At 70.1% G+C, this 23,220-nt stretch carries 24 protein-coding genes; 6 read left to right on the forward strand and 18 right to left on the reverse strand.

Features of this window, described 5'->3' with window-relative positions; genetic code table 11:
- Positions 1-257: 257 nt before the first annotated feature.
- On the forward strand, positions 258-1,400 hold the full coding sequence (locus AB0I53_RS17915) for a mandelate racemase/muconate lactonizing enzyme family protein (RefSeq protein ID WP_358603593.1): 1,143 nt from the start codon (positions 258-260) through the stop codon (positions 1,398-1,400).
- 4 nt (positions 1,401-1,404) lie between these two features.
- Here the strand turns inward: AB0I53_RS17915 and AB0I53_RS17920 are convergent, their stop codons facing one another.
- Entirely contained in the window at positions 1,405-2,565 is a 1,161-nt protein-coding gene (locus AB0I53_RS17920; protein WP_358603596.1) for an MFS transporter, read from the reverse strand.
- A gap of 136 nt (positions 2,566-2,701) precedes the next feature.
- On the opposite strand from AB0I53_RS17920, the gene AB0I53_RS17925 reads away from it, so the two are divergent.
- Both AB0I53_RS17925 and AB0I53_RS17930 read left to right on the forward strand, forming a co-directional pair.
- Positions 2,702-3,187 (forward strand): GNAT family N-acetyltransferase, encoded by a 486-nt coding sequence (locus AB0I53_RS17925; RefSeq protein WP_358603599.1) that lies wholly within the window; start codon positions 2,702-2,704, stop codon positions 3,185-3,187.
- A gap of 24 nt (positions 3,188-3,211) precedes the next feature.
- Positions 3,212-4,150 carry a pseudouridine synthase gene (locus AB0I53_RS17930; RefSeq protein WP_358603602.1) on the forward strand — a complete coding sequence of 313 codons (939 nt, stop codon included), beginning with the start codon at positions 3,212-3,214 and terminating at the stop codon, positions 4,148-4,150.
- On the opposite strand, the gene AB0I53_RS17935 is transcribed toward AB0I53_RS17930, so the two are convergent.
- The 14 genes from AB0I53_RS17935 to AB0I53_RS18000 form a co-directional block, all read right to left on the reverse strand.
- Positions 4,129-4,389 carry a hypothetical protein gene (locus tag AB0I53_RS17935; RefSeq protein WP_358603604.1) on the reverse strand — a complete coding sequence of 87 codons (261 nt, stop codon included), beginning with the start codon at positions 4,387-4,389 and terminating at the stop codon, positions 4,129-4,131. The two genes, AB0I53_RS17930 and AB0I53_RS17935, sit on opposite strands and share 22 nt — an antisense overlap.
- Before the next feature lie 69 nt (positions 4,390-4,458).
- A complete protein-coding gene (locus tag AB0I53_RS17940) occupies positions 4,459-5,565 on the reverse strand; it encodes a 3-isopropylmalate dehydrogenase (protein ID WP_358603607.1) in 1,107 nt (368 codons plus the stop codon).
- 25 nt (positions 5,566-5,590) lie between these two features.
- The gene (locus AB0I53_RS17945) at positions 5,591-5,812 is read right to left on the reverse strand and encodes an amidase family protein (RefSeq protein ID WP_358603610.1); all 222 of its coding nucleotides are present in this window, start codon (positions 5,810-5,812) and stop codon (positions 5,591-5,593) included.
- The gene (locus AB0I53_RS17950; protein WP_358603613.1) at positions 5,809-7,140 is read right to left on the reverse strand and encodes a transposase; all 1,332 of its coding nucleotides are present in this window, start codon (positions 7,138-7,140) and stop codon (positions 5,809-5,811) included. The genes AB0I53_RS17945 and AB0I53_RS17950 overlap by 4 nt, the downstream gene beginning before the upstream one ends.
- A gap of 5 nt (positions 7,141-7,145) precedes the next feature.
- Positions 7,146-7,589 carry a polysaccharide deacetylase family protein gene (locus tag AB0I53_RS17955; protein ID WP_358603616.1) on the reverse strand — a complete coding sequence of 148 codons (444 nt, stop codon included), beginning with the start codon at positions 7,587-7,589 and terminating at the stop codon, positions 7,146-7,148.
- A 16-nt stretch (positions 7,590-7,605) separates the two neighbouring features.
- Complete coding sequence (locus AB0I53_RS17960; protein ID WP_358603619.1) at positions 7,606-8,919, reverse strand: MFS transporter; 1,314 nt, start codon at positions 8,917-8,919, stop codon at positions 7,606-7,608.
- Positions 8,920-8,972: 53 nt separating this feature from the next.
- The gene (locus AB0I53_RS17965) at positions 8,973-9,689 is read right to left on the reverse strand and encodes an SDR family oxidoreductase (protein WP_358603622.1); all 717 of its coding nucleotides are present in this window, start codon (positions 9,687-9,689) and stop codon (positions 8,973-8,975) included.
- Between the two features lies 1 nt (position 9,690).
- The gene (locus tag AB0I53_RS17970) at positions 9,691-10,458 is read right to left on the reverse strand and encodes an SDR family NAD(P)-dependent oxidoreductase (RefSeq protein WP_358603625.1); all 768 of its coding nucleotides are present in this window, start codon (positions 10,456-10,458) and stop codon (positions 9,691-9,693) included.
- Between the two features lie 105 nt (positions 10,459-10,563).
- The gene (locus tag AB0I53_RS17975; protein WP_358603628.1) at positions 10,564-11,358 is read right to left on the reverse strand and encodes a GntR family transcriptional regulator; all 795 of its coding nucleotides are present in this window, start codon (positions 11,356-11,358) and stop codon (positions 10,564-10,566) included.
- Between the two features lie 104 nt (positions 11,359-11,462).
- On the reverse strand, positions 11,463-11,759 hold the full coding sequence (locus tag AB0I53_RS17980) for a YciI family protein (protein ID WP_358603631.1): 297 nt from the start codon (positions 11,757-11,759) through the stop codon (positions 11,463-11,465).
- 28 nt (positions 11,760-11,787) lie between these two features.
- Positions 11,788-13,125 (reverse strand): TIGR00366 family protein, encoded by a 1,338-nt coding sequence (locus AB0I53_RS17985; protein WP_358603634.1) that lies wholly within the window; start codon positions 13,123-13,125, stop codon positions 11,788-11,790.
- Positions 13,126-13,169: 44 nt separating this feature from the next.
- Complete coding sequence (locus AB0I53_RS17990) at positions 13,170-14,219, reverse strand: cyclase family protein (RefSeq protein WP_358603636.1); 1,050 nt, start codon at positions 14,217-14,219, stop codon at positions 13,170-13,172.
- Between the two features lie 72 nt (positions 14,220-14,291).
- Positions 14,292-15,626, reverse strand: a complete 1,335-nt coding sequence (locus AB0I53_RS17995; protein ID WP_358603639.1) for an MFS transporter — start codon at positions 15,624-15,626, stop codon at positions 14,292-14,294.
- A 177-nt stretch (positions 15,627-15,803) separates the two neighbouring features.
- The gene (locus tag AB0I53_RS18000; RefSeq protein WP_358603642.1) at positions 15,804-16,718 is read right to left on the reverse strand and encodes a LysR substrate-binding domain-containing protein; all 915 of its coding nucleotides are present in this window, start codon (positions 16,716-16,718) and stop codon (positions 15,804-15,806) included.
- Positions 16,719-16,848: 130 nt separating this feature from the next.
- Between AB0I53_RS18000 and AB0I53_RS18005 the strand changes: the two genes are divergently transcribed.
- Both AB0I53_RS18005 and AB0I53_RS18010 read left to right on the forward strand, forming a co-directional pair.
- A complete protein-coding gene (locus tag AB0I53_RS18005) occupies positions 16,849-17,820 on the forward strand; it encodes a CoA-transferase (protein WP_358603645.1) in 972 nt (323 codons plus the stop codon).
- Between the two features lie 79 nt (positions 17,821-17,899).
- Positions 17,900-18,658, forward strand: coding sequence for a CoA-transferase (locus tag AB0I53_RS18010; RefSeq protein ID WP_358603648.1), 759 nt, complete (start codon positions 17,900-17,902; stop codon positions 18,656-18,658).
- Between the two features lie 57 nt (positions 18,659-18,715).
- Here the strand turns inward: AB0I53_RS18010 and AB0I53_RS18015 are convergent, their stop codons facing one another.
- The gene (locus tag AB0I53_RS18015; RefSeq protein WP_358603651.1) at positions 18,716-19,702 is read right to left on the reverse strand and encodes a zinc-binding dehydrogenase; all 987 of its coding nucleotides are present in this window, start codon (positions 19,700-19,702) and stop codon (positions 18,716-18,718) included.
- Positions 19,703-19,796: 94 nt separating this feature from the next.
- On the reverse strand, positions 19,797-20,615 hold the full coding sequence (locus AB0I53_RS18020; RefSeq protein ID WP_358603654.1) for a TetR/AcrR family transcriptional regulator: 819 nt from the start codon (positions 20,613-20,615) through the stop codon (positions 19,797-19,799).
- A 63-nt stretch (positions 20,616-20,678) separates the two neighbouring features.
- On the opposite strand from AB0I53_RS18020, the gene AB0I53_RS18025 reads away from it, so the two are divergent.
- Positions 20,679-22,367, forward strand: coding sequence for a right-handed parallel beta-helix repeat-containing protein (locus AB0I53_RS18025; protein ID WP_358603657.1), 1,689 nt, complete (start codon positions 20,679-20,681; stop codon positions 22,365-22,367).
- A 44-nt stretch (positions 22,368-22,411) separates the two neighbouring features.
- Here AB0I53_RS18025 and AB0I53_RS18030 read toward each other — a convergent pair whose 3' ends face one another.
- Positions 22,412-23,161, reverse strand: a complete 750-nt coding sequence (locus AB0I53_RS18030) for a GntR family transcriptional regulator (protein WP_358603660.1) — start codon at positions 23,159-23,161, stop codon at positions 22,412-22,414.
- Between the last annotated feature and the right edge of the window lie 59 nt (positions 23,162-23,220).

A 23,220-nucleotide genomic window follows, 5' to 3' on the forward strand; every position in this document is an offset into this window, starting at 1 on the left:
CGAACGCTCGGCAGCCTAAGAGCGCGGAAAATGCGTGTCCATGGCTATTTCGGCATCGACCGATACCTTGCGCGCATCACCGGCGGCCGCGGTCGCAGCGGAACGAGACGAGGTCGGCGACCGGATCTCCAATGCGGGCAAGGTATCGACCGATGTCGAACGGGTCTTGGACCGGCATCGGTGCGCGACCTAATGTCCTGGGCGTCGGCGCCTGCAGCCGAAATCGCACGAATCCGCCTGAACGGAGCCGAAATCCCATGACCACGACCGACTCCGCCACGCTGGACCGGATCACCGGGGTCAAGATCTCCTCGGTGACGCTGCCGCTGCCCACTCCCATCAGCGACGCCAAGGTGCTGACCGGGCGGCAGAAACCGATGACCGAGGTGGCCGTGCTGTTCGCCGAGATCACCACGGCCGGCGGGCCGGTCGGCATCGGCTTCAGCTACTCCAAGCGCGCCGGCGGCCCCGGCCAGTACGCGCACGCGCGCGAGATCGCCCCGGCGCTGCTCGGCGAAGACCCCAGCGACATCGCCAAGATCTGGGACAAGCTCGCCTGGGCGGGAGCCTCCGTGGGCCGCAGCGGCTTGTCGGTCCAGGCGATTGCCGCCTTCGACGTCGCGCTGTGGGACCTGAAGGCCAAGCGCGCCGGCCTGCCGCTGGCGAAACTCCTCGGCTCCCACCGGGATTCGGTGCGCTGCTACAACACCTCCGGCGGCTTCCTGCACGCGCCGGTCGAAGAGGTCCTCGACCGCGCGGCGGAATCGGTGGCGAACGGCATCGGCGGCATCAAGATCAAGGTCGGTCATCCCGACAACGCCACCGACCTCGCCCGCGTGACCGCGGTGCGGGAGAAGATCGGCGCGGACGTCGCCCTGATGGTCGATGCCAACCAGCAGTGGGACCGGCCCACCGCGCGCCGCATGTGCCGCGCCCTGGAACCGCTGAACCTGGTGTGGATCGAGGAACCGCTGGACGCCTACGACTTCGAGGGCCACGCGGTGCTCGCCGCGAACTTCGACACCCCGATCGCCACCGGCGAAATGCTGACCAGCGCCGCCGAGCACCGCGAGCTCATCCGCGCCGGCGGCGCCGACGTCGTGCAGCCCGACGCCCCGCGCGTCGGCGGCATCACCCAGTTCCTCAAGGTGATGGCGCTGGCCGACGACCGGAACCTCCAGCTCGCGCCGCACTTCGCGATGGAGATCCACATCCACCTCGCCGCGGCGTACACCCGCGAACCGTGGGTCGAGCACTTCGAGTGGCTGGATCCGCTGTTCGACGAGCACCTCGAAATCTCGGGCGGCCGGATGCACATCTCCGCCCGTCCCGGCCTCGGCGTGACGATCAGCGACCAGGCCCGCGCCTGGACCGTCGCGGAGGAAGAGTTCCGCGCGTGACGGGTCAGCGCGGCAGGCGCGACGCCAGCAGCACGATCAGTACCCCCGCGAACGGGACGACCACCAGGCCGAGGCGCAGGCTGACCGCGTCCGCGAGCAGCCCGACAACCGGCGGGCCGGCCAGGATGCCCAGCCGGTAGACCCAGCCGACGACCGCGATCCCGGTTCCGCCCGGCAGTCCGGGAAGCTCGTCGGCCGCGTGGAACCCGGCCGGGATGATCGTGGCGACGCCCCAGCCCGCCAACGCGAATCCGGCCAGCGTGCTCGGGACGGACGGCCACACGAGCGCCGAGCCGACGCCCACGAGCACCGCGATGCCGCCGATGCGCGCCACCGCCCGGTTGCCGAACCGGTCCACCAGTCGATCGCCGGAGAGCCGGCCGACCGTCTGCGCCGCTTGCAACGCGACGAACGCCATGCCCGCCAGCACCGGGGCCGCACCCAGCGAATCGCGCAGGTACACCGCGCCCCACGACGCCGCGGTGTCCTCGACCAGCGCCGCCGCGGCGCACAGCGCGCCCAGCGCCAGCAGCGCGAGCAGCAGCGCGAACCGCGGCCTGGTCCGGTGTCCGCCCGCGCGCTCGGTGTCGTCGCGGCCTGGCAGCAGGAACCACGCGCAGGTGACCGCGACGGCGGCCAGCACGATGGCGGCCACTGCGAGGTGCGCGAACAACGGCAGTGCCGCTCCGGCGGCCAGCGAACCCGCCGTGCCGCCGATGATCGCGCCGACGCTCCACATCCCGTGGAAGGAGTTCACGATCGACCGCCCGTAGCGCCGCTGCACCCGCAGCCCGTGCGCGTTCATCGCCACGTCCACGATCGCGTCCATCGCACCCGCGAAGAAGAACGCCGCGGCCAGCTGCCACCACTGCGCCGCGAACCCGATCACCACGAGATCCGCCGCCAGCAGCACCGAGCAGCCGACCGCGACACCGGCCGACCGCCAGCGGACCAGGATCGGCCCGGCCAGCAGGCCGGCGACCAACGAGCCCAGCGGCAGGGCCGCGATCGCGGTGCCCAGCGCGGCGTTGGACAGGACCAGGACGTCCTTGAGCTCCGGGTAGCGGGGCACGACGCTGGCGAAGCTCGCCCCGTTGACCAGGAACAGCGTGGCCACCGCCAACCGCGCCGCCACCGGCCGCCGATCCGTCGCGACCTCGGGCATACCCGTCCTTCCTCCGGCGTCCCGACGATCATGTCAAGGCCCGTCGGCTCGCGCTCCCGATTTTCGCGCTCCCCGGCGCGCCACGTTAGGCTCGCGCAAGGCAGAACCCGAATCCGAGTCCACAGTGGAGTGTTAGGTGAGCGTGCTGGCCGAGCTGTCCGCCGGGTCCGGGACGTACCGGCTGCGCCGGGCCACCGGCGACGACCTCGGGCCGATCGTCGAGCTGCTGGCCGCCGACCAGCTCGGCGCGACCCGGGAATCCGCCGCCGACCTGGAGCCCTACCGGCGGGCTTTCGAGGCGATCGACACCGATCCCGCGCAGCTGCTGCTGGTCGCCGCGACGCCGGGCGGCGAGGTCGTGGCGACCATGCAGCTGACGTTCATCCCCGGGCTGGCCCGGCGCGGCGCGCTGCGGGCGCAGATCGAAGCGGTCCGCGTCCACGAGCAGCACCGCGGCCACGGCCTCGGGCGCGAGATGTTCGCATGGGCCATCGCCGAGTCCCGCCGGCGCGGCTGCGCCCTGGTCCAGCTGACCACCGACAAGAGCCGCTCCGCCGCGCATCGCTTCTACGACCGGCTCGGGTTCGAGGCCTCGCACGAGGGCTTCAAGCTCCGGCTGTAGGCCGCCGGTTACGCTGGTGGGGCGATGCGACGCAAGCTCAAGTCGCCGCTGCCCCAGCGGCACGGCCTGGACCCCGTCCGGTTGCGACTACCCGCCGACGGCCGCTGGGCCACCGTCCGGGACCACCTCGTCGACCGGATACCGAAGCTCGCCCCGGAACGCATCGACGCCATGCTCCGCGAGGGCCGCATCGTCGGCGTCGACGGCCCGCTCGGGCCCGACGCGCCGTACGCGCCAGGCGGGTTCATCTGGTTCCACCGCGACCTGCCCGACGAGACGCCGGTGCCGTTCGCCCTGGACGTCGTGCACCGCGACGACGACCTGCTGGTCGTGGACAAGCCGCACTTCCTGGCCACCACGCCGCGCGGCGGGCACGTCGTGGAGACCGCGCTGGTGCGGCTGCGGCGCGACCTGGACCTGCCGCAGCTCAGCCCGGCGCACCGGCTGGACCGCCTGACCGCCGGGCTGGTCATGTTCGTGCTCAGGCCTGAGCTGCGCGGCGCCTACCAAACCCTGTTCCACGACCGCCTGGTGCACAAGGAGTACGAGGCCGTCGCCCGCTTCGACCCGCGGCTGCCGATGCCGCGGACGGTGCGCAGCCGGATCGTCAAGCACCGCGGCGTGCTCGCCGCGCAGGAAGAACCCGGCGAGCCGAACAGCGAGACGCGCATCGAGCTGATCGAGCACCGCGACGGCCTCGGCCGCTACCGGCTGCTGCCGCGCACCGGCCGCACCCACCAGCTACGGGTGCACCTCAACCGCCTCGGCATCCCGATCCTCGGCGACGACCTCTATCCATTCGTCCGCGACCGCGCCGCCGACGACTTCACCGCGCCCCTGCAACTCCTCGCCAGGACGCTGGAGTTCACCGATCCGGTCAGCGGCCGGCGGCGCCGCTTCGAAACCCGCCGGAGCCTGACGAGCTGGTCCGATGTGGACGGTTACTCGGCGCCGGCCGGATAGCCCTTGTCCAGCGCCCAGAGCTCGGGCCGCCCGCGCCCGGCGAATTCGTGCACGTAGCCGCATTGCTCGCAGATCAACCCCAGCGCGGAGCGGTTCGCCCACGCCAGGTCGAAGAACTCGGCGGCCGTGGAGTTCAACTTGACCTCGCGGTACCAGAACTCCGGGCAGCCGCACACCAGGCAACGGAACGCCCGCCCCAGCACGGTGGCGAGCTTCGGCTTCGTTCGGAACAAACCCATGGAAGCCGATCATGCCAGCCGAACGGGCGCCCCCCGCAGCCGATCTTCGCAGTGCCTCACGAGGGAAGGTCACGCGGTGGAGATCGCGGTCATGATCGAGGGGGCGGTGGGGACTTCGAGCCTGGTGACGCGGTCGGCCATTCGGTCGCCGAGGTCCGAAGTGGACGCTCCCATCGCCGGGCCCGCCAGGGCCGGGAGTTCCGCCAGGACCGACGCCGCGGCCTGCTCGCAGACCAGCGCCGCTTCGGCCTGACCGAGGACGGCGAGGCAGAGGGCGGCGGAGAGGACCGCTGCCGCCGGGTTGGCCCAGCCGCGGCCCGCGATGTCCGGGGCCGAGCCGTGCACCGGCTCGAACATGCTCGGCGCCGCGCCGTCGATGTTCAGGTTGGCGCTGCACGCCACCCCGAGGCCGCCCTGGATGGTGGCGCCCAGGTCGGAGATGATGTCGCCGAAGAGGTTGTCGGTGACCACCACGTCGAAGCGCTCCGGGGTCATCGGCAGGTGCTGGCACATCGCGTCGACGTGCACGTAGTCCAGTTCCACGTCGGGATAAGACCGGCTCACCTCGTCGACCACCTGCTGCCACAGCGCGCCCGCGTGCACCAGGATGTTGGTCTTGTGGCACAGCGCCAGCTTCCCGCGGCGGCGCCGGGCCAGCCGGAACGAGTAGTCCACGACCTGGGTGATCGCCGGGACGGTGTTCACCGATTCCTGCAGCGCGACGGCGTGCGGGGTGCCGGCGTGCACGGTGGATCCCCCGCCGACGTACAGCCCCTCGGTGTTCTCCCGGATGATCACCAGGTCGCAGCGCTCCGGGGTGAGGTCCCGGATCGGCGTGGGCACACCCGGGTAGAGCCGCACCGGCCGGAGGTTCACCGGCTGCGCGAACTCGCGGCGCAGCCTCAGGATCAGGCCGCGCTCCAGGATGCCCGGCGACACCCGCGGGTCGCCCATCGCGCCGAACAGGATCGCCTGGTGCGATCGCAGCCGCTCGACGGTCGCGTCGTCGATCACCACGCCGGTGTCCAGGTAGTGCTGGGCGCCAAGGTCGTACCGCGTGGTCTTGAGCTCGAATCCGAACCGCTTCCCGGCGGCCTCGACGACCTTCAGCGCCTCGCCGGTGACCTCCGGCCCGACTCCGTCGCCGTCGAGCACCGCCACGTCATAACTGTCCACTGTGCACTCCTCGAAGGGGCCTCGATCACGAGGCTTCTGCGGGTACGACCGGCGGGAGGACCTGTTCCAGCGCTCGGCAGGCCCTGAGGACCGTCGCTTCGCTGCCCGGCCGGCCGATCACCTGCAACCCCACCGGCAGGCCGTCGACGGTCCCGCACGGCATCGTCGCCGCCGCGAAGCCGGTGTAGTTGACCAGGTAGGTTTGACGTCCTCTCTCGCCTGACGGCGGGAGATTCCTCAATGTCATGCTGCGGTGACGTTCGAGGATGGTTCACGCAACCGGCTACCCGTGCGGGTGCCTTGCCCATGTGGACTGCGCGTGCTCTGTGAACTGCCGTGACCGCTTGCGGCAGTTCCCGCCTCCCACGCTGTGGTGGGTTTCCGTCCGGCGGTGCTGAGTGCTCGATTAAGGATGATGGTTGCGGCGTTTCGGTCAGCATGTTCGGTGTGCCCGCAATGCACACACGCGAACAACCGGCCGCAACCCTCACGGGATTCGGGGTCGCGGGTGTGGCATTTCGAGCACGTCTGCGATGAACCCGGTGCCGGGACCACGACCAGCTCACCGCCGTACCAGCGGGTCTTGTAGCCGAGCTGGCGGCGGATCTCGAACCATCCTTGGTCGGCGATGCTTCGGTTCAACCCGGACTTCTGCTTCACATTGCGTCCGGGCTGCTCGGTAGTGCCTTTGGCGGAGCGGAGCATGTTGCGGACCTTCAAGTCCTCGACCGCGATCAGGCCGTGGTTTTTGGCCAGGTCGGTGGTGAGCTTGTGGTTCCAGTCCTCGCGCCTGCGGGCCTGCCGAGCCTTCACCGCAGCGATCGCCGCGATGGTCTTGCGGAGTCTGTTGGAGTACTTCCCTCCGTTGTGCTTTTTGGCGTACTTGAGCTGCCGGGCTTTGCGTTGTTCCAACCCCCGCAGCCGCGCCCGTTCGCCAGGAGTCAAGGTTTCGGGTCGTTGGCGCTCGGTGTCTTCGTCTGAGACGAACACCGAGCAGGCGATTCCTACATCCAGCCCCACGGGTGTCCCGGTGTTGACCGGCTGCTGGGCTGGTTCAGGCTGGTGGATGCCGAACGAGATGTGCCACCCCAGGCCATCGCGGGAAACCGTGGCGTTGCGGACGGCGCCGCCCAGTGGGCGAGACAGCCGGAACCGTACCCACCCCAGCTTGGGGAGCTTCACGTGCGCCATGCGGCGCGACGCCTTGCGGACCTGCACCGCCTGACCGGGGAACGTCACACCCTGCCGGTGATGCTTCCGCTTGAACCGCGGAAACCCAGCCGGCTGGGTGGGGTTCCAGAAGTTGTCATAGGCGGTATCGAGCTGCCGGAGAACTTGCTGGGCGCACTGCGCGGGAAGGTCCCGAAGCCAGGCGTGGTCCTTACGTGCTTCGGTGAGTCCGGAGCACTGCTCCGCTGAGCGCACGGTGGCGCGTTGTGCGGACTTGTATGCCCAAATACGCTGCGCGAGCGCAGTGTTCCACACCGCTCGGCAGGTATGCGACCACGCCGTGAGCCGTTCCGCCTGTACCTGGCTGGGGTACAGACGGAACCTCACCGCCGTGTTCGCCTTCATTCCAATCACGTTACGGCTGGGGTATGACAACGCGGTTTACGCAGCGTGTTCGGCATGAACTCGGCCGCCGGCGACCGGTAGCCGCGCGGCGCGCGGCCGGTGAACTCCTCGATCACCCGGTAGGCGCGCTCGAACTCCTCGCGCTCCTGCTCCTTGCTCAGGTTCTGCGCCCAGGTGTGGGTGTGGCTGTGGTGGCCGATGTCGAAACCGGCCTCGACGATGGTGCCGATCTCGGCCGGATACCGCTCGATCACCACCCCTGGCACGAAGAACGACGCGGGAATGCCGTGCCGGGCAAGCAGCCGCATGATGCGCGGCAACCCGACCGTCGGCCCGTAGCGGCCCTGCGACAGCCAGACTGGCTTGGCCGCGCTGTCCGGATCCCTCGCCTCCCACAGGGTTTCGGCGTCCACGTCGAAGGACAGGACGACGTCGATGTGCTCAGTCATGGCAGACCTTTCGAGATCAGGCATCGCGCAGCGGTTCGTGGGCGGTTTCCCGCAACCGCAGGTAGACCACCAGCGTGGGCACCGCGACGACCATCGTGTAGAACGCCGGGGCCAGCGGCGTGTGGAACGTCGCGATCAGCCAGGTCGACACGAACGGCGCGGTGCCGCCGAACAGCGCCGAGCTCAGGTTGTACGGCAACGCCAGTGCCGAATACCGCAGCCGCGTCGGGAACATCTCGGTGATCGCGGCGGTGCCCGGGCCCGCGTACAGCGACATCAGCAGCAGCGCGGGCAGCTGCATGGCCAGCGCGAGCGCGAACGAGCCCTGGGCCAGCAGCAGGTAGATCGGGAAGGCCAGCACCAGGAAGCCGACCGCGTGCGCGATCAGCATCGGCCGCCGCCCGAACCGGTCCGAAAGCCTGCCGACCACCGGCGTCAGCACCGCGTAGATCGCCATGCCCACCAGGTTGATCGTGTAGGCGTCGGACAGCGGCAGGCCGCCCTCCTGGTTGAGGAACGTCGGCATGTAGGTCAGGAAGGTGTAGAAACCGACGTTCGGCAGCGCCACGAACAGGAACGCGGTCGCCATCGCGCGGCGCTGGGCGCGCAGCGACTCGCGAGTGGGCGCCTCGGCGACGATGTCCCGCTTCTGCAGTTCCTGGAAGTGCGGCGTGTCCTCCATCCGGAAGCGGATGTAGAACCCGACCGCACCGAGCGCCAGCGCGACCAGGAACGGCAGCCGCCACGCCCAGTCCCGCAGCACCTGCTCCGACCAGGCGTTGGTGATCACCGTGACGATCAGGATGCCCGCCAGCTGCCCGACGATCACGCTGAACTGCTGCCAGCTGGCCACCCAGCCGCGCCGGCCGTCGGCGGCGTTCTCCACCATCAGCGTCGCCGAGCCGGTCCACTCACCGCCGGCCGAGAAGCCCTGGATCAGCCGCAGCGCCACCAGCAGCAGCGGAGCGAACAGGCCGATCTGCGAGTAGGTGGGCAGCAGGCCCATCGCGAAGGTGGACAGCGACACCATGATCAGCGCCAGCCCGAGCGCGGTGCGCCGGCCGCGCCGGTCGCCGAGCTGCCCGAAGAACAGCCCGCCCAGCGGGCGCACGACGAACCCGACGCCGAAGACGGCGAAGCTCGCCAGCGTCGAGGTCACCGGGTCCGCGGCCGGGAAGAACAGCTTCGACAGCACCGGGCTCAGCGCCGCGTAGACCCCGTAGTCGTACCACTCGATGAAGTTGCCGATACCGCCGGCGATCACCGCCTTGCGGGCGCGCCGCGAATCCGCGGCGCGCCGCCCGGTGGCGGCCGTCGTCGCCTGTGCCATGGATGATGCTCCTTCGTTGCCGCACAGGGTCGTTGTCGATGCGCCTCAGTCGTTCACAGCGAGCGTCCGCCGTCGACGACGAGGTTGTGACCGGTGATCGCCGACGATTCCGGCGACACCAGGTACATCGCCGCGTCGGCGACCTCCTCGGCGGTCACCAACCGACCCAGCGGGATCGCCGCCTGGGCATTGGCCAGCTGGAACGCGTGCTCAGGGCTTTCGGCCTGCCACGAGTCCAGCATCAGCGGGGTCAGCGTCACGCCCGGCGAGACGCAGTTGACCCGGATGCCGGTGCCGCCCAGCTCGACCGCGAGGATCTTCGCGAGCTGGATGACACCGGCCTTCGACGCCCCGTAGGCCGCCATCCCGGAGCGGGCGCGGAAACCGGACGCCGACGAAACGAGCACGATCGCGCCGCCGCCCTGCGGCCGCATCAGCGCGGCGGCGGCGCGAGCGACGACGAAGCTGCCGACCAGGTTGACGTCGACCATCTCGCGGAACGCCTCGGCGGTCAGCTCGTCCGCGCGTTCGCCGCGCTGCGCGATGGCCGCCGAGTGGACGACCGCGTCGAGCCGCCCCCACTTCGCCGCCACGTCGTTCAACGCCTCGGTCACGGCGGCTTCGTCTCGGACGTCGACCACCTGACCGTCCGGTGTGGACGTTCGGTCGAACGACGCGACCCGCCAGCCGGCGTCGGTCAGCCGCCGGACGATCGCCGCGCCGATGCCCGAGGCCCCGCCGGTGACGACGGCGGTGCGAGTGCCGCCCATCTCAGCCTCCCCAGGCGGTCCAGCCGCCGTCGACGTAGATGGTCTGCCCGGTGACGTAGGAGGCGTCCGGCCCGGCGAGGAAGGCGATCACCTTGGCGACCTCCTCGGCCGTGCCGAAGCGGCCCATCGGGGTGCGGGCCAGCACCATGTCGGGATCGAGCAGGCCGCGCTCGAAATTGCGCTCCACCAGCGGAGTCAGGATCGTGCCAGGCGCCACCGCGTTGACCCGGACGCCTTCGCGCGCCCACTCCCCGGCCAGCGCGCGGGTGAAGCCCTCGATGGCCGCCTTCGTCGCGCTGTAGGCCGCGCGGCCGGGCAAGCCGACCTTCGCGGCGACGCTGCTGACGTTGACGACCGCGCCACCGGCGGCCTTGAGGGCGCCGGAACATCTGGTGGCGAGGCGGAAATGCGCCTTCGCGTGCACCGCGAACAGCCGGTCCCAGTCCTCGGCGGCGATGTCCTCGACCGGTTTGGTCAGCCCCGTGCCCGCGTTGTTGACCAGCACCGAGAGCTGCCCGGAGTGGCGGTCGACCGCATCGCCCAGCGCCGCGATGCCGTCTTCGTCGCCGACATCGGCGAGCACCGGGATCGCATCGACGCCCGCGGCGCGCAGCTGCGCCGCACGCTTCTCCAACGCCTCGGCGGCGTCGGGACCAGGAGGCTGGTTGATCACGACGTCGAAGCCCCGCGCGGCGAGCTCCCGCGCCGTGGCGGCTCCGATCCCGCTGCCGGACCCGGTGACCAGGGCTAGTGCGCGCGTGGCCCTCACCTCTCCCGAACCTCGAACTCACCAGCCCGACGACTGGACAGACCAGTGGAATCTAGATGTCGCCCCACTGGTCTGTCCAGTGTTTGCCGGGTGCCGGAATCCGGGTCAGGACCGGGGCGCGAGGAACGGGTTCTCGTCCGCGCAGAGCGCGGCGAGGGCGAGGCGCTCGGTTTCGTCGAGGTAGTCGCGGTAGTAGCCGAAGATGCTGTGCCGGGCCAGCCTCCCCGCGCGCTCGCCGTCCCCCGCCTCGATCGCCGCGAACACCATCTCGTGGTGGCGCAACGACTCCCGCATCTGCGCGCGCTCGTCCCGCGCCCGGACGATCTTGTCCTCGATCTGCACCAGCGCCGCCTGCCGGGCCGCCCGCAGGCTGTACTGGATCAGCGTGTTGCGGCTGGCCTCGGTGACCACCTCGTGGAAGTCGAAGTCGGCCGCGCCGAACTCCTCCGGCCCGCGCTCGATCGCCGCGCGCATCGCCGCCAGGCTCGCGCGCATCGCCGCCAGCTGCTCGTCGGTGCGCAGGCACGCCGCCAGCTGGTTGGCCGTGGACTCCAGCATCATCCGGTACCCGACCAGCTCACCAGCTGTGCAGCCGTGCAACCGGGCGATCCGCTCCAAGGTGTCGCTCAGCGGCCCGCCTGCCGGATCCAGCAACAGCGGCCCGGACCGGTCGCCGTGCCGCGACCTCACCAGCCCGGAATGTTCCAGCACGCGCAGCGCCTCGCGCACAGTCGGGCGGCTGACGCCGTAGCGCGCGACCATCTCCCGCTCGCTGGGCAGCCGGTCGCCGGGCCGCAGAGCGCCACTGGCCAACTCGCGCTCCACCGCGTCGACGATCTGCTGGTACGCCCGCCCTTCGCCGCCCGGCCCGGTGCCCGCCGCGTCCGCCACCCCGCTCATCCGACTTCATCCTCCAGCCCGACACGTGTGGCGCACAGGCTACCCACGGGTTCGCCCCGGGCAGCGGCGAACGGGGATCTTTCCCCGCCGGATGCCGCGAACCGCTACAGGTAGCCCTTGCCGCCGAGGTAGGCCTTGCGCCAGCGGAGGATCTTGATGTCGGCGAACAGGCCGGCCTTCGCGAACGGGTCCGCGGCGATGAACGCCTCGGCCTCCGCCCGGGTTTCGACGTCGAGCAGGTAGACGCCGCCGGATGCCTCGTCGCCGTCGTCGGCCAGCTTCGCGCCGCAGGCCAGCAGCAGCGCCTTGTGCTCCTCCAGGAACGCCAGGTGCGCGGGGCGGTTGTCCAGCCGCACCTGCTGGTGGCCCGGCTTGTCGAACGTTTCGATGAAGTACGGCATTTCACGCTCCTATTCGGACAGCTGCCCGTCAGCCGAGGAATCCCCAGAGCAGGATCGCGGCGATGTAGATCAGGCCGACCCAGAACATCATGATCACCGTGTAGCCCATGACGTCCTTGAGGCGCAGCCGCGACAGCGCCAGCGCGGGCAGGATCCAGAACGGTTGCACCAGGTCGTTCCAGGCGTTGCCGAGCATCACCGACATCGCCACGTCGGGCATCGGCGCGCCGATGGCGTTGGCCGCGTCGACCATGAACGGGCCCTGGATGACCCAGTGGCCGCCGCCGGAGGGCGCGAAGAAGTTGATGACGAACGAGCTGATCAGGCCCCAGAACCCGAGCGTCTCCGGCGTCGAGATGTCCACGAACACCTGCGAGATCGTGCCGACCAGCCCTGAGGCGGCCATGATCGCCATGATGCCCGCGTAGAACGGGTACTGCAGGACGATCCCGGAGATCGTCTTGATGCCCTCGCCGAGCTTGGCGACGTAGGCCTGCGGCGTGCCCAGCAGCAGGATGCCCAGGAACAGGATGAAGAAGTTCACCAGGTTCAGGTCGGCCGCGCCGCCCTTGACGAAGTAGACGACCACGTAGACCATGCCGAGCGCGCCGATCAGCAGGCTCAGGATGCGGCTGTTGTTCAGCCGCGACGCGACGGTGATCCCGCCGAAGTCCTCGGATTCGACGGCCGCGCCCTTGCTCTCGACGTGCAGCGCCGGGTCGATCTCCTTGACCGGCTGGCCGGGCTTCGGGTGCAGCATCGCGTTGAGGACCGGCAGCGTGACCAGCACCGCGAGCGCGGTCAGCAGCATCGGCAGCGAGAAGATCGTCTGCCCGAGCTCGACGACGCCCATCTTGCTCTCCAGCGTGTGCCCGCTGGTGGAGATGGTCAGCGGGATCGTCGCCGACAACCCCAGGCCGTACATGGTGAAACCGCTGTAGGCGGCGGCGATGATCAGCGGGTAGTGCACGCCGGGCACCTTCAGCGCCAGCTTCTTGGCCACGATCCCGCCGATGACCAGGCCGAAGCCCCAGTTCAGGTAGGAGCCGACGGCGCCGATCAGGGTGGCCACCGCGACGGCCGTGCGCGGCTGGTGCACCCGGGCGACCACCGCGTCGAGCAGCCGGTCGGTCACCGGCGCGCTGGCCAGCACGTAGCCCATGGCCAGGATGACGGCCATCTGGGTGGTGAACGACAGCAGGTTCCAGAACCCGTCGCCCCAGGCTTCGGTGATCTCGATGAAACCCTTGCCCTCCACCGTCAACGCCAGCAGCAGGGTCAGGAAGGTCAGCCCGATCGCGAAGACGAACGGATCGGGCAGGTACCGGCGCATGAGCTCGGTGAAGAAATTGGCGATCTTGGTCATCTGTGCTTTCCCTTGCGCGCCGGGGCCTTCCCGGTGCGAGTGCGTCAGAGCGTGGCCACCGGGGTGACCGGCGAACCCACCGCGCCCGGCAGGTTCAGCGGCGGGGCGGTGAGCAGGAAGCGGCTGCGGCAGCTGGACCGCAGGTGCCCGGCGAGCGGGGTGAGCCGCCACAACTCGCCGAGGTGCACGCCGAGCTTGAACAGGCAGTGCTCGTGCAGCGGCAGCACGGCGTTCGGGCCCGGCGCCTCCGGGGCGGGGAACGCCTCCACCGCGTAGTTATCGGCCACCAGCGCGGCCAGGCCCGATTCGGTGATCCAGCGCAGCAGCTCCGGGTCGCGTCCGTTGAGGACGGCGCCGTACCCGTGCAGCACGTCCGGATCGGGATTGCCCTGCATCGACAGCACCTTCTCGGCGAAGCCGGTGTGCAGGCAGACGATGTCGCCGGGTTCTACGACCACCTCGTCGGCGGCCATGATCTCGGCGAGCGCGTCGAAGCCGACGAGGGCGCGCTCGCCGCCGAGGTGGGCGTGCAGGTCGATCAGCACGGCCCGGCCCTGCACCGCTTTGCGCGCCATGTGGTCGATCCCGAGCGGCCCGGCCGACGACGTGCTGGTGCCGTGCAGGGCCTGCATGCCCGAGTCGTCGAGCCCGGCCGGGCCGACGACGTGCTCGGTGGCGCGGAACCCGTTGTAGAACACCGGTTCCGCGACTCCGTCACCGTCGGCGTCGAACATCGAACCGGCGTGCGCCAGCGAATCCCACTGCGTCGAGTACTGCAGGTGGAGGACGGCCAAGTCGTCGCAGAGCACGTCGGTGCGCCCGGGATCGATGCGGTCCATCTCGAAGTTGTAGTTGACCTCCCCTGCGCGCCGGTTCGGCCGCAGGACCGGCGGAAACCGGTTGGGGTTCAGCGCGGTGCCGCCGGGCAGGTCCAGCGGCAGGCTCAGGCAGTAGGTGACGCCCTCGACGACCTCGGCGACGCCCGCCCGGACCTTCTCCGGCGTGAGCAGGTTCAGCCGCCCCAGGTTGTCGTCCGGCCCGAAATCGCCCCAGTTGGAACCTTCGGGACGCCGCACCCAACGCGGATTCTCCATCTGTGCCTCCAAAAAAAACGGGATGCGGCGGCTTCCCCGCCGGACGGGGAAGCCGCACCCGGTCGCGCCCGGTTACGCGGGAACCGCCTCGGCGCGCGGCGACTGGCCGGCCTCGGCCCGCTCGTCGTAGTTCGGGCGGCGCAGCAGCAACAGCATGCAGCCGAGGGTCAGCACCACCTGGAAGATCGCGTAGGCGATCACCGCGGTGATCGAGCCGGAGGCGTTCAGCAGGAACTGGCCGACGATCGGCGTCGTGCCGCCCAGCAGCGTGCCGCACATCTGGTAGCACAGCGAGATGCCGGTGTAGCGCACGTGCGCCGGGAACCGGCTGGCGAGCATTCCCGCCAGCGCCGCGTAGTACAGGCAGTGCGGAATCGTCGCGATCGCCACGCCGAACATCGCCAGCCCGTAGTTCTCGGTGCTGATCAGCACGAACATCAGCGGCAGCAGCACGACCTCGGGCAGCAGCATCACGGTCACCGCCCGGGACCAGCTGCGCATCTTCGTGGCGATGACCGCGCCGAAGGGCTGCACGATGATCTGGGTGATGTTGGCGACCAGGATGATCGTCAGGAACGAGCTCTTGTCGAAGTCGAGGTGGCTGGTGGCCCAGGACAGCGCGAAGGTCGACTTGAAGTAGGTCGCCGACAGCCCGATCGTGCAAGCCCCGATGCCCAGCGCCAGCAGCGCCGGGTGCGAGCGCACGACCTCCAACACCGGCAGCTTGGCGACCTTCTTGTGCTCCATGAGGTTCGCCATCGCCGGCGACTCGGTGACCCGCATCCGGATGAACAGGCCGACCAGCACCAGCAGCGCCGAGGCCAGGAACGGGATCCGCCAGCCCCAGCCCAGGAACGCCTCGTCCGGCAGCTGGCTGATGGCCAGGAAGCTGACGGTGCTCAGCGTGTTGCCGACCGGCGAGCCCTGCTGGGCGAACGCGCCGTAGAGGATGGACTTGCCCTTGGGCGCGTGCTCCGAGGCGATCAGCACCGAGCCGCCCCACTCACCGCCGAGGCCGATGCCCTGCACCATGCGGATGGTCACCAGCAGGATCGGCGCCCACACACCGATCTGCGCGTAGCCGGGCAGCACGCCGATCAGGGTCGTCGACACACCCATCAGCAGCAGCGTCATCACCAAGGTCTTCTTGCGGCCCAACCGGTCGCCGATGTGGCCGAAGATGACGCCGCCGAGCGGGCGGGCCAGGAAGCCGACCCAGAAGGTCGCGAACGCCACCAGGGTTCCGAGGGCACCGTCGAGCTCCGGGAAGAAGACCTTGTCGAAGACCAGGGCCGAGGCCGTGCCGTAGATGTAGAAGTCGAACCACTCGATGGTCGAGCCGATGAAAGCCCCGATCCCGGCGCGGTTGGCCGTTCGGCTCTGTTCGCGCGCGTTGGCCGCACCCATGCATTCTCCCTTGAAGCTCGGTGCCGGCGGGCGTCCTCGAACGGCACCCGCGTCCCGATGTGATGGCGGTAACCGTGCCACCCAAACCTAGACGTGTCCAATACAGAATCAGTGCAACAGTGAGACGTCAGGCTTATTAATTCGCGGGAACGCCCCAGGTGAGCGGCCCGCCGGCGATCATCCGCCCGTGGGCGTGGGCAGGGCTTCCTCGGCGATGCCGAGCACCGTGCGCAGGGCCGCGGAGGTGTTGTCGGTGCGCCAGGCCAGCGCCGCGTGCAGCAGCATCGGCGTGCCCGCCAGCGGCCGGTAGACCGTGCCGGTCTGCTGGATGTGCTGGCAGGAGGTCAGCGTCAGCGTGACGCCGACGCCGGCGGCCACCAGCGCGAGGATGGTGTAGGAATCCGGCGCCTCCTGGATCACGCGCGGGTTGAACCCGGCGGACACGCACGCCTTGACCAGCGCGTCGCGCACCGTGGACCCGGCGTTGGACGGGAAGCTCACGAACGGCTCGGCGGCGAGGTCCTCGATCGGGATGCTCTCGCGCTCGGCCAGCGGATGATCCGTCGGCAGCGCGCAGATCAGCTCCTCCACCTCGATGACCCGGGTCTGCACGCCCGGGGTCGGCGAGCCGACCTGGTTGACCGGCAGCCGCACGAAACCCAGGTCCAGCGAGCCGTCGGCGACCTTCGCCAGCGCCACGTTCGCGTAGGTCTGGCCGCGCATCACCAGTTCCAGGCCGGGATGCGCGGCTCGCACCGCGCGGGTCAGCCGAGGCAGCGACTCGTGACTGGAGGCGCCGGCGAAGCCGACGGTGACCCGGCCGTACTCCCCGCGGCCGGCCGCCTTCGCGGCGCGCACCGCGATGTCGACGTCGTCGAGCGCCGTGCGGGCGGGCTCCAGGAACGACTCGCCGGCGCTGGTGAGCCGGACCGAGCGGGTGTTGCGCTCGAAGAGCTGGACGCCGAGTTCCTTCTCCAGCTGGCGGATCTGCTGACTCAGCGGCGGCTGCGCCATCTGCAGCCGCTTGGCGGCCCGGCCGAAGTGGAGTTCTTCGGCGACGGCGACGAATGCGGTGAGGTAGCGCAGCTCCACGATCGACCTCTGTTCACGGGGAATCCATAAAAAATGCCTCTTGATCCGACACTAATTCAGTATTAGACAGTTATCAATGTCGGCTGGCAATGTGAAGTGCATTCGAAGCGCACACCGAGGAGCCCCGACGATGCAGAACCCGGTCGCCGAGTCGACGACGCCGGTCCCCCGGCCCGACAAGACCATGACGATGCGGGACGCCATCGCCGCGTTCGTCCCGGACGGGGCGACAGTGGCGCTGGAGGGCTTCACGCACCTGATCCCCACCGCGGCCGGGCACGAGATCATCCGGCAGGGCCGCAAGGACCTCACCGTCGCCCGGATGACCGCCGACATCGTGACCGACCAGCTCATCGCCGGCGGCTGCGTCCGCAAGCTCGTCTCGTCGTTCGTCGGCAACTCCACCGCCGGTTCGCTCGGCGAGTTGCGCCGCCGCATCGAGACCGGGCAGCCCGAGCCGCTTGAGTTCGAGGAGTACAGCCACTACGGGATGATCTGCCGGTACCTCGCCGGCGCCCAGCGGCTGCCGTTCTACCCGCTGCGCTCCTACGGCGGCAGCGACGTGCCCGCGGTGAACCCGGACATCCGCAAGGTCACCTCGCCGTTTCCCGGCCCGGACGGCGAAGCGGAGCAGATCTACGTGGTGCCGCCGCTGAACCCGGACGTCACCATCGTGCACGCGCAGCGCGCCGACCGGGCGGGCAACACCCAGATCTGGGGCCTGACCGGCATCCAGGCCGAGGCCGTCTACGCCGCGAAGCGGGCGATCATCGTGGTCGAGGAGGTGGTCGCCGACGAGGTGATCCGCTCCGACCCCAACCGCACTGTCATCCCGGCGCACGCGGTGAACGCGGTGGTGGAGTGCCCGCGCGGCGCGCACCCGGCCTTCGCGCAGGGCTACTACGACCGGGACGGCGACTTCTACCGCGACTGGTCGCAGATCAGCAAGGATCCCGAGCGGTTGCAGGCCTGGCTGGACGAGTGGATCCGCGGCACCCGCGACCACGCCGAATACCTCGAGAAGCTCGGCGCCGAGCACTGGGCGGGCCTGGCGGTGGGCGAGGCGTGGAGCGAACCGGTCAACTACGGACGCCGGCTCTGACGGGCAGAACGAAAGGTTTGTCGTGATGAACGCTGTGTCCACCACTTCGACGGGGTCCACCAGTTCGACGGAGTCCACTGTGGCCGTTACTTCCTCCGAGCTGCTCGCCGCGGTCGCGTCGCGGGAGCTGGCCGGCAAGAACACCGTCTTCGCCGGGATCGGCCTGCCGACGCTGGCGGTGTCGCTGGCGCAGCTGACCGTCGCGCCCGGCATCGAGATCGTCTACGAGTCGGGGGTGTGCGGGGCGCACCCGTCGCACCTGCCGGAGACGATCGCCGACGCGGTGCTGATCACCGACTCCGAGGCGGTGCTGCCGATGACGGCGCTGTTCGGATACGTCCTGCAGGGCGGCCGGATCGACGTCGGATTCCTCGGCGCGGCGCAGATCGACAGGTGGGGCAACCTGAACTCGTCGGTCATCGGCGACTGGCACGCGCCGAAGGTGCGGCTGCCCGGCTCGGGCGGGGCCATGGAGGTGATGGCCAACTCCCGCGAGGTGTTCGTGGTGATGCGCCGCCACGACCCGCGTTCCTTCATGTCCGAACTGGACTTCTGCACCTCGCCGGGCCCGGACCGGGCGCTGCGGGACGGGATCCGGCCGCTGGGCGCGGGCGTCACGCGGGTGATCACCGACCTCGGCATCCTGGCGCGCGACGGAGTCGGCGAGGAGCTGCGGCTGGTGGCGACGCATCCCGGCGTCACCGTGGACCAGGTCCGCGAGGCGACCGGCTGGGACCTCCAGGTGGCCGACGAGCTGACGACCATCGAGCCGCCCACGGAGGCGGAGCTCCGCCGGCTCCGCGACGACGTCGACCCGGACCGCGTCTACCTCCGCTGACCCGGCTCGTGAGTACTTTGGATTGCCATAGCAGCCCAAAGTACTCACGAGTCCCGATCATGCTCCCGTCTGCACCTGGAGCAGGGTCTTGCCGATCACCTGGCGGTTCTGCATCGCCGCGTGGGCGTCCGCGGCTCGTTCCAGCGGGAAGGTCTGGCCGATGGTCGGGTTCAGCAATCCCGCCGCCGCTTGGGAAAGCGCTTGTTCCTTGCGCGGGCCCGCGGTCGCCGCGAAGCCGAAGAGCTGCTCGAGGCCGATCACGGTGACCTCGCGCCGCTCGGCCTCCTCCGGGTCGATCTTGCTCGGCGCTCCGCTGGACGCACCGTGCACCGAGAACCGCCCGCCGCGCGCGGTCAGCTCGAACGCCTCCCGGCCGATGGTTCCGCCGATGCCGTCGAAGACCAGGTCCGGGCCGCGGCCGCCCGTCGCCGCCAAGACCTCTTCCCGCCAGCCGGATTCCGAGTAGTCCACCGCCAGCTCGGCGCCCAGCGAGATCACCAGCTCGCGCTTGCGCTCGCCCCTCGCCGCGCCGATGACGCGCGCACCGGCGGCTCGTGCCAACTGCACCAGCAGGCTGCCGACGCCGCCACCGGCCGCTTCGACGAGAACCCACTCCCCCGGCTTGATCGCCGCGCGTTCGGCCAGGCCGATCGCCGTGCTGCCGTCGTCGAACAGCGCCGCCGCCTCTGGAAGCCCCAGCTCGTCCGGGACCGGGAACAGCTCGGCCGCATCGGCTACCGCTTTCTCGGCGTTCCCGCCGAGCCCGTCGGAGGTGTGGCCGACCACCCGGCGGCCGATCCAGCCCGAATCCGCGCCGTCACCAACCGAAAGCACCGTTCCGGCCACCGTCGCGCCGGGCACGTAGGGCAGCTGCGGCAGCGGCGGCCCCGGCGAGAACCCCTGCCGCAGCTGGGTTTGGACGAAGTCGATGGCGGCGACCTCGACGCCGATCACGACCTGCCCGGCCCCGGCGACCGGATCGGGCGCCTCTCCCGCGACGAGCACCTCAGGCCCACCGAACTCGCTAACCCGCACAACCCGCATGACCGCTCCTCAGAACTCGCTCGACTGCGCACCACCCTCCAACTTCGACCAAAGTCGAGATCATCCCGCTGTGACGCAGCTCTCGCGGGCGCGGTCAGCCCTTGCGCATCCGGTAGGCGCGCTGCTGACAGGCACGAGAGCAGTAATCCCGGGGCCGCCCCTTCGCAGGGGCTTCGATCGGCTTTCCGCACACCGAGCAAGCATTTTCATCACGAATTTCATCACGCATGAGCGCCTCAATGCCATCGAGCACCCGCCGCAGGCCGAACTCGAACGGGTCCAGCGGTTCGTCGAAGCCACCGTCCCGGTAGAGGCGGCTCAACGTCGGATACCGGTCGAGGTGGTCGAACAGCGAAGTGCGCCCCGCCCACCACTCCTCGTGGCCGACACCGGAGCTCCGCTCCAAGCGCGCCGCCTCCACCAGCTGCCGGGCCGCGCTCTCCACGAACCCGCCGACGAGCGTCACCACCGCCACGACCTGCGCGGGCGGCAGCCCGCTCCGCGCTGCCGCACCCAACGCCCGCTCGAAGCTCGCCACCGCGTTCGGCCCGGGCACCTGCCTGGGGCCTTCCACGTCGACCAACCACGAATGCCGCCGGTAGAGTGCCAAACCGTCGCGCGCCCAGGCTTCGAGTTCCACCCGCCAGCCCGCCTCCGGCCCGGCTCCGGCAGTCGCCTGCCCCACCATCGCCTCGTCACGCATGAGGTCGACCAGCTCCGCCTTGCCCGGCACGTGCCGATAGAGCGCCATCGTGGTGAAGCCGAGCCGCTCGGCGACCCGCCGCATGGACACCGCGGCCAGCCCCTCGTCGTCCGCCAGCTCGATCGCGGCCCGCACGATCCGCGCCAGGTTGAGCCCTCGCCGCGACTCGCCCTGCCACAGCAGCTCGGTGCTGCGTTCCGGATCTGCCACCTCTCCTCCTCGCCATTCGTGGTACAAACCAAAGTGTACGCCATACACAAGAGAGGTACGTTGATGATCTTCGTTGATCCTTCTGGTGACGACTCCGGCCCGGGCACGATCGAGCGGCCGTTCGCCACGCTGGACCGGGCCCGGGCGGCGGCGAAGCCGGGCTCCGTGGTCAACCTCCGGGCGGGCACCTACCGCCTCACCGAAACGTTCTCGCTCTCGGCCGCCGATTCCGGGGTCGTCTACCAGGCATTCGGATACGGCACCGGAGCGCAGGAAGAGGTCGTGATCAGCGGCGGCCGTCAGATCAACGGCTGGCGGCAGGACGATGACGGTGTCTGCCGGGCAGCGGCCCCTGGATTGGCGACCCGCCAGCTCTACGTGGCCGGACGCCGCGCGCCGCGGGCGGCCATCGCGATCGACCAAGGCCTGGTCAGGACCGAGACCGGCTACGTCATGCCAGATCCCGGGCCCCGGTCCTGGCAGGGCCAGATCGAGTTCGTCTACCGGGGCGCCTACCCCTGGTCCGAAGCCCGCTGCCAGGCGTCGCGGATCTCGGGCGACGAGCAATCGACCACGATCACCATGGCGCAGCCCGCTTTCGCTTGGGCGGCGCAGCTGTACCGCTCGGTCATCACGTGGGACGACCCGAATGCCGGGGAGCAGAACGGGCTCGACAGCCCGACCTCGGTCGAGAACAGCCCCGCGTTCCTGACCGAGGGCACCTTCGCGCTCGCCGACGGAGTCCTGCACTACCTGCCGCGGCCTGGGGAGGAACTCGACGACGTCGTGGTGGCACCGGTGCTGGAAACCCTGCTGCACGCCCGAGACGTGCACGGCATCTCCTTCCGCGGCATCACCTTCGCCGATGCGACGTGGCTGCGCCCGAGCTCGCCGGAGGGCTTCCTGCACTACCACGGCAACGGCTACCACGACGGCGGCCCGCTCCACACGATCGTCTTCGCCGACGGCCAAGGGCAGGTCGTCGTCCCCGGCGACGACTCGGCCATGCCCGGCAACGTGGTCTTCGAGAACTCCTCGCGGGTCGTGCTGGAAGGCTGCCGGTTCACGAGGCTGGGCGCGGTCGCGCTGGAATTCCGCGGTGACGGCGAAGGAAACGCGTTGCGGGACAGCGTGATCGACGAGGTGGCCGGCGGTGGCCTGGTGATCGGCGAGGGTGCCCGCGGCCACCGGATCGAGAACAACCACATCCACCACATCGGACAGGACTACAGCGGTTCGCCGGCCGTTCTGCTGTCGGGCACCCGGGACACCGTCGTCGCGCACAACCAGGTCAACGACGCACCGCACGCGGGCATCGTGGTCTACGAGGGGCACGGCACGCAGGTGCTGAACAACCTGGTGCACGACACGATGAAGGTTCTGGCCGACGGCGGCGGCATTTACGTGTCGGGAAGCCAGGGCACCTCGCATGCCGACGGGGCGCTGATACGCGGCAACGTCGTCCGCGACACGATCACGTCCTACAACTTCGGCCTCTACACCGACTACGGCGCCGCCTGGGTCACCGTGCAGGGCAACGTCGTCCACCGGGCCGACAGCCCAGTCGTAATGGAGGTGTCGCCGCCGCTGGAGCACGTCGCGTTCATCGGCAACTTCTGGGACGCCGACCCCGGCGAACCCCCGGAAGGCGTGACGCTGGCCGACAACACGACGTTGCCGGCCGACGCCTTCGCCGATGATCCGTCGGTCGCCGGGATCATGACGGCCGCAGGCCGCACGCCGCGCGGCTGAAACCGGAGCCCGGTACGCGCAGTCCGCTGGGTGCTCTTGGGCGCTCAGCGGACGTTGCGGCGGAGGCGGACCCGGTAGGAGTAGTGCTCCGGCAGGAAGTAGCTGACCGCCAGCTCCACGGGTTGGCCCGTCGTCGACTGGTACATGCGGTCGATCCGCAGCAGCGGGCGCTGCGGCTCGCAGCCGAGGTGTCCGGCGATCTCCGGGGTCGCCATGCCCACCGTGATGCTCTGCTCGGCCTCCGCGATCGGGTCGGTCAGCCGGTCGTCGAGCAGGCCGATGATGGTCACGCCGCTGCGCGCGCCGGGCTCGGTCAGCTCCGGCACCGATTCGACGAGCTTGCCCACCGCCGGCGGCAGGAACACCGTCGTCAGGCAGAACGGCACGTCGTCGTGCAGCCGCCGGAATTCCAGCGTGTGCACCCGGTCGGACTGCAGCCGCAGGCGGCCTGCGGCGTCCAGGTCGACCTGCTGGCGCAGCGGGGTGATCAGCTCCATCGTGGTGTCGATCGACAGGCCCATCAAGTCGTCGATGGAGCCGAACTGGCGCAGGTACTGCTCCTCCCGCGGCGCCGCGAAGGTTCCGCGCCCCGGGATCCGGTACACCATGCCCTCGGCGACGAGGTCCTGGAAGGCGCGGCGGACCGTCTGCCTGCTGACGCGGTGCGTCTCGGCGAGCTCCGCCTCGGTGGGCAGCCGTTTGCCCTCGGGATAGTCGTGCTGCAGGATCGCCGCCCGCAGCTCCCGCGCCAGGCGCAGGTACGCGCTCTCCCGGCCATCGGTCCGCTGTGCCACATTCACCTCCCGGCTTCTCGCCCCTGACCGTAGCGGAAGCTCGTGAGCGCTCGTTCCGG

This window comes from Saccharopolyspora sp. NPDC050389, from assembly GCF_040655595.1.
Classification (GTDB): domain Bacteria; phylum Actinomycetota; class Actinomycetes; order Mycobacteriales; family Pseudonocardiaceae; genus Saccharopolyspora.